An 8281-nucleotide genomic window follows, 5' to 3' on the forward strand; every position below is an offset into this window, starting at 1 on the left:
CGGGTGGTGTTTTACGAGTGACTGGGCAGGATGTCGAGGAGTGCGGCGGGCAGGTCGGCCTTCAGCGCCCACTGGCGCATGGCTTCGATGTCCGGGGCGAGGTAGCGGTCGCGCTCGAGGAAGGCAACCTTCTGGCGGATGCTGGCGAATTCGGCCTCGACCAGCGGCGAGCTCCTGAGGCCGCGTTTCAGCTCGATGCCTTGCGCGGCGGCCATCGCTTCGATGCCCACCACCACGGCCGTGTTGTTCACCATGTCGCCCAGGCGCCTCGCGGCGAAAGTGGCCATCGACACATGGTCTTCCTGGTTGGCCGAAGTGGGCAGGCTGTCGACGCTGGCGGGGTGGGCGAGCGACTTGTTCTCCGACGCCAGTGCGGCCGCCGTGACCTGCGCGATCATGAAACCCGAGTTCAGGCCGCCGTCGCGCACCAGGAACGGCGGCAGGCCCGACAGGCCGGTGTCCAGCAGCAACGCGATGCGGCGCTCGGCGATGGCGCCGACCTCGCTGATGGCCAGCGCGATGATGTCGGCCGCGAAGGCGACGGGCTCGGCGTGGAAGTTGCCGCCGGAGATGACCTCGCCGGTGTCGCAGAACACCAGCGGGTTGTCCGAAGCGGCGTTGGCCTCGATGACCAGCACGCGCGCGGCATGCGCCAGGTTGTCGAGGCAGGCGCCCATCACCTGCGGGATGCAGCGCACCGAATACGGGTCTTGCACGCGGCCGCAGTCGGCGTGCGAAGGCACGATCTCGCTGCCTTCGAGCAATGTGCGCACCGCACCCGCCACGGCCATCTGGCCCAGCTGGCCGCGCGCCGCGTGGATGCGCGCGTCGAAGGGCTTGATCGAGCCCTGGATGGCTTCGAGCGACAGCGCCCCCGACATCAGCGACGACGCGAACACGTCTTCGGCGCCGAACAGGCCGTGCAGCGCGAGCGCGGTCGACACCTGCGTGCCGTTGAGCAGCGCCAGGCCTTCCTTGGGGCCGAGCACGAAGGGCGCGAGGCCGATGCTGCGCATGGCTTCGGCGCCACCGACCACCTTGCCGTCGGCCAGCGTCGCCTGGCCTTCGCCGATCAGCACGCAGGCCATGTGTGCGAGCGGCGCGAGGTCGCCCGAGGCACCCACCGAGCCCTTGCACGGAATGCTCGGCGTGACGCCGGCGTTGAAGAGCGCCAGCAGCGCATCGACCAGCGCGGGCCGCACGCCCGAATGGCCGCGCGCCAGGCTCACGGCCTTGGTCGCGAGGATCATGCGCACCACCGGCGCGGCGAGCGGCTCGCCCGTGCCCACGCTGTGCGACAGCACCAGGTTGCGCTGCAGCTCGGCCAGGTGGTCGTTGCCGATGCGCGTGCTCGCCAGCTTGCCGAAGCCGGTGTTGATGCCGTAGACGACCTGGTCGTTCTCCACGATGTGGCGCACGGCCGCTTCGGCTTTCCTCATGCCGTCGAGCACCGACGCGTCGAGCGAAAGCTGCACGCCACCGGCCTGGATGCGTCGCAGCATCGCCAGGTCGACCTGGCCGGGCTTCAGCGTGAGGGAGGTCAGGGAGGCTTCGGAGGAGGTGGTGGGTGTGCTTGGCATGTGAACCTGTCTATACAAGTAGGGGCGAGAGAAAAGCGAAGGTCTTCGTGGACAAAAAAATCAGCCGAAGGTGGCGTTGCCGTCGGCCTTGAAGCGGCTGCCCAGGCTGTAGCGCGAGGCGGGATGCAGGCAGCGCACCCAGGTGACGGGCGTGTTGCGGCTCCAGGTGCGGCGCGTGAGCAGCAGGCAGGGGGCGGTGGGTTCCATGGCGAGCCGCTCGGCCTGTTCGGCGGTGGGCAGCACGGCATCGACCACGTGTTCGATCTGGTCGAACGGCACGTTGCGCACCAGGTACTCGCTGGGCGGCATGGCGGCGAAGTCCTGCTCGAGGTAGTCGGGCACGACCTGCGGATTGACGTAGCGTTCCTCGAGCTGCACCGGGGTGCCGTTCTCCAGGTGCAGGCACACGCTGTGGAACACCGAGGCACCCGCGCGCAGGTCGAGCCAGGCGGCGACGTCTGGCGAGGCGGCGAGGCGTTCGACCTCGATCATGTCGCAGCGGTAGTCGTGTCCGCGCTGGCGGATTTCGCTGGCGATGTTGGCGATCTGCAGCAGCGTGGACTGCGGCTTGTTCTCGGCCACGAAACTGCCGACACCGGCCACGCGCGTGATGCGGCCTTGTTCCACCAGCTCGCGCAGCGCGCGGTTCACCGTCATGCGCGCCATGCCGAACTGGGCGACCAGTTCGTGCTCGGACGGCAGGCGATGGCCAGGGGGCCAGGTGCCGTCCTGGATCTTGCGGGAGATGTGGTCCTTGACTTGCGCGTAGAGCGCCAGGGTCGGCAGGTCGCGTTTCATCGTGCTTTCAGTGCTCCGCCGCGGCCATCGACTCGGCGCGGATTTCTTCCGTCAACCTGGCCTTGATGTCCATGAACTCCGGCGAGGTCTTGATGGTGTAGCTGCGCGGATGCGGAAAGTCGACCGCGATCTCGGTCTTGATGCGCCCCGGCCGCGCGCTGAACACCGCCACGCGGTTGGCCATGAAGATCGCCTCGTCGATGTCGTGCGTGACGAACAGCACCGTCTTCTGTGCCGACTCCCAGATGCCGAGCAGCAGCTCCTGCATCAGCACGCGGGTCTGGTTGTCCAGCGCGCCGAAGGGCTCGTCGAGCAGCAGCATCTTGGGGTCGTTGGCCAGCGCGCGCGCAATGGCCGTGCGCTGCTGCATGCCGCCCGAGAGCTGCTTGGGAAAGTGCTGCTCGAAGCCGCGCAGGCCCACCTTGGCGATGAAGAACTCGCTGCGCTCCTTCTGGTCGGCCTCGCTCATGCCGCGCTCGCGCAGGCCGAAGCGGATGTTCTGTGCCACGGTGAGCCACGGGAACAGGGTGTAGCTCTGGAACACCACGCCGCGGTCGGCGCCCGGGCCGTCGATGCGCTGGCCGTCGAGCAGCACCTGGCCGGTGGTCGGAAAGTCGAGCCCCGCCACGATGCGCAGCAACGTCGACTTGCCGCAGCCCGAGGGGCCGAGGATGGTGACGAAGTCGTTCTCGCGCACCTCGAAGTCGATGGGTTGCAGCGCCTGCGTGCGCTGGCCCTTGGTGCCGGTGAAGACGCGCGACACGCCCTGGATGGAGAGTTGGTTCTTTGTCGTCATCACAGTGCGGCCCATGCGAACAGACGGCGGTTGAGCGCCTTGAAAGCGAAGTCGGACAACAGGCCGATGACGCCGATCACGATGATCCCGAAGATGATCTGCCCCGTGTTCAGCAACGCCTGGCTGTCCGTGATCATGTGGCCGATGCCCGAGGACGAGCCGATCAGCTCCGCCACGATCACGTAGGTCCAGGCCCAGCCCAGCACGAGGCGCAGCGTTTCGGCGATGCCCGGCGCCGCGCCTGGAATGAGCACGCGCGCCACGATGCCGCGGCTGTTGGCGCCCAGCGTGTAGGCGGCCTCGACCAGGTCGCGCCGCGCGCCGCCCACGGTGACGGCCACCATCAGCACGATCTGAAAGAACGAGCCGATGAAGATCACCAGCAGCTTCTGCATCTCGCCCAGGCCCGCCCACAGGATGAGCAGCGGAATGAAGGCCGAGGCCGGCAGGTAGCGGCAGAACGAGACGAAGGGCTCGAAGAAAGCCTCCACCGTTTTCCACGTGCCCATGGCAATGCCCAGCGGTACCGCGAACACGGCCGCCATCAGGAAGCCGCCGAACACGCGCCACACGGTCATGCCGATGTCGCCCAGAAAGCCGTACTCGGTGAAGAGCAGCCAGCCTTCCTTGACCATCGTCGGCGGGCTCGCGAGAAAGGTCGGCGGCACGAAGCCGCCGAGCGTGGCCAGGGCCCACACCAGCACGAAGAAAACGAAGAACGCGAGCCCCAGCAGCACGCGCGCACGCGTGCCGATGGGCTCCAGCGGCGCCAGGCCGCGCCTGCGCGCGGGCTTGAAGGAAACGGCCTGCGCAGGCACCGCCGCCGAAACGGCGGCAGGCACCTGCTGCATCGCCTTACTTGACGAAGCTTGCATCGAAGGTCGCGGCCAGGTCTTCGGGCGCCTTGCGGATCACGCCGGCTTCCAGGAGGATGGGGGTGGCTTCCTTCATGAAGCTGGTGAGCTCGCCGGCAAAGAACTTCTGGTTGGCCGCCTTGTCCTGCCAGCGCAGGAAGGCGGACGACTTGGCGAACTGCTCGCCGCTCTGCTTCACGGCCGAGCCCATGAGCTCGTTCGACTTCTCGGGCTCGGCCTTGATCATGTCGAGCGCCTCGAAGTACGACTTGGTGAGCGCGGCGGCGGCCTTGGCGTTGGCCTTGAGCCAGGTGGGCGCGCAGCCCACGGTGTCCATCACCATCGGGTAGTCGAGCGTGGTGGCCAGGATCTTGCCGGCGGCGGGGTTGGCACGCACGGTCGACAGGTAAGGCTCGTAGGTCATGGCGGCGTCGTTCTGGCCGGCCACGAAGGCCTGGGCCGAGGCCTGCGGCGACAGCGTGGTGGTCTTCACGTCCTTCAGCGTCATGCCGTTCTTGTTGAGCATCCAGGCCAGGCCGAAGTACGGCGCGGTGCCGGGCGCGTCCACGCCGATGGTCTTGCCCTTGAGGTCGGAGAATTTGGCAATGTCGCCGCGCACCGCGAGGCCGTCGGCGCCGTAGGACTTGTCCATCTGGAAGATCTGCACGATGGGCACGCCGTTGGCGTTCCAGGCCACGTGCGTCTCCACCGTGGTGGCCGCGCACTGGATGGCGCCGGAGGCCAGCGCCAGGTGGCGGTCCTTCTGCGGAATCATCTTCAGGTCGACGTCGAGCCCGTTCTTCTTGAAGATGCCGGCCTTGTCGGCCAGCGAGAGCGGCGCGAAGCCGGTCCAGCCGGACATGCCGAGCGCAATCTTCGTTTCCTGAGCGGCGGCCGTCTGGGCCATGCCCGCTGCACATGCAGCTGCTGCCAGCAGCGAAGCGAATTTCACAACTACCGTCGTCTTGACCATGGGTACTCCTGGTTCTGTTCTTTGGAAAGGCTCGGCGGTGCATCCCGGTGACGGGGTTGCGCGCGCCTCGCATTGTTGCCAAGCGCCCCAACTTGTATATACAGGATAACCCGAAAGGTCTTTTATGGTGCACTTCTCAAGGAAATGCACCGGTTTGCTGTCTAGACAAGAGAGGCCGCGGGACGGGGGTGACCATTGCAAACCTCGTGCCACAGTCATAACTGTGCTGCTGGGGGACAATCGGCGGCCCCTCCTTGTTCACCGCTTTTCGCCCTCCCCACGTTGCCTGTGTCCTCTCTCGCTCCCCGCCCCATCGACGCCTCCGGCAGCAGCGCACCCGCCGACATCCTCCACGAGGTCTTCGGCTATTCGCAGTTCCGCGGGGCCCAGCAGGAGATCGTCGATCACGTGGTGGGCGGCGGCGACGCGCTGGTGCTGATGCCCACGGGCGGCGGCAAGTCGCTGTGCTACCAGATCCCGGCCATCGCGCGCCAGCGCGCGGGGCACGGGGTGTCGATCGTGGTGTCGCCGCTCATCGCGCTGATGCACGACCAGGTGGGCGCGCTGCACGAGGCCGGGGTGAACGCGGCGTTTCTGAATTCCACGCTCGACTGGGAGCAGACGCAGGACGTGGAGCGCCGCATGCTGCGCGGCGAGATCACGCTGCTGTACGCGGCGCCCGAGCGGGTGAACACGCCGCGCTTCCTGTCGCAGCTCGATTCGCTGAAGGAGCGCGGCAAGCTGTCGCTGTTCGCCATCGACGAGGCGCATTGCGTGAGCCAGTGGGGCCACGACTTCCGCCCCGAGTACCGCGCGCTCACCGTGCTGCACGAGCGCTATGCCGGCGTGCCGCGCATCGCGCTCACGGCCACGGCCGACGACCTGACGCGTGCCGACATCGTCGAGCGGCTGCAGCTGGAAGAAGCGCGCCAGTTCGTCTCCAGCTTCGACCGGCCGAACATCCGCTACACCATCGTCGAGAAGAAGGACGCCACCACGCAGCTGCTGCGCTTCATCGAGCGCGAGCACGAAGGCGATGCGGGCGTGGTCTATTGCCAGTCGCGCAAGCGGGTGGAAGACCTTGCGACGACGCTGCGCGACGCCGGCATCAACGCCCTGCCGTACCACGCGGGTCTCGACGCGGCGGTGCGCCAGAAGCACCAGGACCGCTTCCTGCGCGAGGAAGGCGTGGTGATGGTCGCGACCATCGCCTTCGGCATGGGCATCGACAAGCCCGACGTGCGCTTTGTCGGCCACCTCGACATGCCCAAGAACATCGAGGGCTACTACCAGGAAACCGGTCGCGCGGGCCGCGACGGCGCGCCCGCCGACGCCTGGATGACCTACGGCCTGAACGACGTGGTGAACCAGCGCCGCATGATCGACGAGAGCCCGGCCGGCGAAGAGTTCAAGCAGGTGATGCGCGGCAAGCTCGACGCCCTGCTGTCGCTGGCCGAAGCCAGCGACTGCCGCCGCGTGCGCCTCTTGGGCTACTTCGGCGAGAAGAGCACGCCCTGCGGCAACTGCGACAACTGCCTGAACCCGCCGCAGGTGTGGGACGGCACCGATGCCGCGCGCAAGCTGCTCAGCACCATCTACCGCGTGCAGCAGCTGAGCGGCATCAGCTTCGGCGCGGGGCACATCATGGACATCCTGCGCGGCAAGTCGACCGAGAAGGTCAAGCAGTTCGGGCACGAGCGCGTCAGCACCTTCGGCATCGGCGCGGAGTTCAGCGAGGTGGCGCTTCGCGGCGTGCTGCGCCAGCTGATCGCCACCGGCGCGCTGGCGGTGGACGCGGAGGCTTTCAACACGCTGAAGCTCACCGAAGGCTCGCGCGCGGTGCTCAAGGGCGAGGCGACGGTGTCGCTGCGCGAGTCGGTGTCGTCGCCGGCGGAGCGCAAGCCCCGGCGCGAGAAGGTGGCCAAGGGCGCGCCTTCGCCGGCCGCTGCCTCGCTGGACGACACCGGCAAGAAGCGCTTCGAGGCGCTCAAGGCCTGGCGCGCCGAGGTCGCCAAGGAACACAACCTGCCGGCCTACGTGATCTTTCACGACGCCACGCTGGCCGCCATTGCCGAGCGCGCGCCCGCGACGCTCGAGGACCTGCAGGGCATCAGCGGCATCGGCACCAAGAAGCTCGAGGCCTATGGCACCGAGGTGCTGAGGGTCTGCGAAGCCTTCTAGCGCGGCAGCACGACCGGCACCGGCCGCGTGAGCAGGTCGACGTACAGCTCGAAGAAGCGCGCGTTGTCGAACTTCTGCACCACCGTCATCTTCTGCAACGTGGGCCCGGCCGGCTGCGCGGTGTAGCCGATGGAGCGGCCGTTGTCGGGCGCGCCGGGCTTGGCGATCACGTCGACGTAGCGCTGGGCGGTCTGCGTGGCGTAGCCCGGGTCGATCAGGTAGGCGAGCGTCAGCGTGTCCCAGATGTTCTGCGTGTAGCTGGCGTTGGTCTCGAAGCCGTTCTTGCCGTCGAAGCCGTAGCCGTTGAGCTTCTGGAACACATCGGTCACGGCCGTGGGCTTGGCCGGGTGCGCGATGCGGTCGTAGATGGGCTTGGTGAGGAACACGGTGTCGGTCACGTCCAGCGGCACCACCACCTGCGGGATGGGCAGTCGCACCACGAACTGGGCGGCGTCGGGGTCGAACCACCAGTTGAACTCCGCGGCCTTGGTGGTGTTGCCCGGCACGTCGATGGCGCCGCCCATGTAGATGATCTGCTTGACGAGCGGGACGATCTCGGGGTTCTGTTTGACCGCCAGCGCGATGTTGGTCAGCGGGCCGATGGCCAGGATGGTGATTTCGCCGGGGTTGGCCTTCACGGTGTCGACGATGAAATCGACCGCGCTCTTGCGCTGCACCACCGTGTGTTTCGCGAAGCCGTCGGGCGAGGGCTTCAGGTCGGCATCGGTCTTGGGTTCCGGGCCGCTCCAGGCGCCCAGGTAGCCGTCGCCGCCCGCGCCGGCGGCCATTTCGGCCTCGACGTCGGCCAGCGTGTGGTTGAGCGCGTAGTTCGCTCCCACGTACACGCCGATGCGCTCGCCCACGCCCAGCCGCTCCACCGACATGAGCGCGTCGGCCACGCCCTGCCTGAGCCACTGGTTCCCCGACACCACGCTGATGCCCATGACCTGCACCTTGCCCTGCGCCTGCAACTGCGCGGCCATGACGCAAAGCTGGCCGTCGTCGCTCATGGTGTTGTAGTCGCTGTCGATGATGATCTTCTGCGCCGTGGTTCCCGAAGCGCCGAACGACCCGAGGCCGACGCCGGGCCCTCCGCTCC

The 8281-nt window shown here is 67.6% G+C and carries 7 protein-coding genes; 1 reads left to right on the forward strand and 6 read right to left on the reverse strand.

What is annotated here, in order from left to right; all coding sequences use genetic code 11:
- Positions 1-11 precede the first annotated feature (11 nt).
- Genes hutH through AC0IYU_RS06580 form a run of 5 tightly spaced genes read right to left on the reverse strand, consistent with a single transcriptional unit; the run spans position 12 to position 5001 of the window.
- Complete coding sequence (gene hutH, locus AC0IYU_RS06560; RefSeq protein ID WP_472114326.1) at positions 12-1580, reverse strand: histidine ammonia-lyase; 1569 nt, start codon at positions 1578-1580, stop codon at positions 12-14.
- Positions 1581-1640: 60 nt separating this feature from the next.
- Positions 1641-2378, reverse strand: coding sequence for a histidine utilization repressor (gene hutC / locus AC0IYU_RS06565; RefSeq protein WP_435441444.1), 738 nt, complete (start codon positions 2376-2378; stop codon positions 1641-1643).
- 7 nt (positions 2379-2385) lie between these two features.
- Entirely contained in the window at positions 2386-3189 is an 804-nt protein-coding gene (locus AC0IYU_RS06570; RefSeq protein ID WP_472114329.1) for an ABC transporter ATP-binding protein, read from the reverse strand.
- Complete coding sequence (locus AC0IYU_RS06575) at positions 3174-4025, reverse strand: ABC transporter permease (RefSeq protein WP_472114348.1); 852 nt, start codon at positions 4023-4025, stop codon at positions 3174-3176. Before AC0IYU_RS06575 ends, AC0IYU_RS06570 begins: the two co-directional genes overlap by 16 nt.
- Positions 4026-4029: 4 nt before the next feature.
- Positions 4030-5001 carry an ABC transporter substrate-binding protein gene (locus tag AC0IYU_RS06580; protein WP_435441441.1) on the reverse strand — a complete coding sequence of 324 codons (972 nt, stop codon included), beginning with the start codon at positions 4999-5001 and terminating at the stop codon, positions 4030-4032.
- Between the two features lie 288 nt (positions 5002-5289).
- Here AC0IYU_RS06580 and recQ point away from each other — a divergent pair, with 288 nt between their 5' ends.
- On the forward strand, positions 5290-7182 hold the full coding sequence (gene recQ / locus AC0IYU_RS06585; protein ID WP_472114351.1) for a DNA helicase RecQ: 1893 nt from the start codon (positions 5290-5292) through the stop codon (positions 7180-7182).
- Here recQ and AC0IYU_RS06590 read toward each other — a convergent pair.
- Positions 7179-8281, reverse strand: a 1103-nt coding sequence (locus AC0IYU_RS06590) for a nucleoside hydrolase (protein ID WP_472114332.1), incomplete at its 5' end; no start/stop codon positions are given. The two genes, recQ and AC0IYU_RS06590, sit on opposite strands and share 4 nt — an antisense overlap.

Source organism: Variovorax sp. AC103, assembly GCF_979254005.1.

Coding starts and splice junctions, on each gene's coding strand:
- hutH (WP_472114326.1), bottom strand. CDS start 1,580: ATGCCAAGCACACCCACCACCTCCTCCGAAGCCTCCCTGACCTCCCTC.
- hutC (WP_435441444.1), bottom strand. CDS start 2,378: ATGAAACGCGACCTGCCGACCCTGGCGCTCTACGCGCAAGTCAAGGAC.
- AC0IYU_RS06570 (WP_472114329.1), bottom strand. CDS start 3,189: ATGGGCCGCACTGTGATGACGACAAAGAACCAACTCTCCATCCAGGGC.
- AC0IYU_RS06575 (WP_472114348.1), bottom strand. CDS start 4,025: ATGCAGCAGGTGCCTGCCGCCGTTTCGGCGGCGGTGCCTGCGCAGGCC.
- AC0IYU_RS06580 (WP_435441441.1), bottom strand. CDS start 5,001: ATGGTCAAGACGACGGTAGTTGTGAAATTCGCTTCGCTGCTGGCAGCA.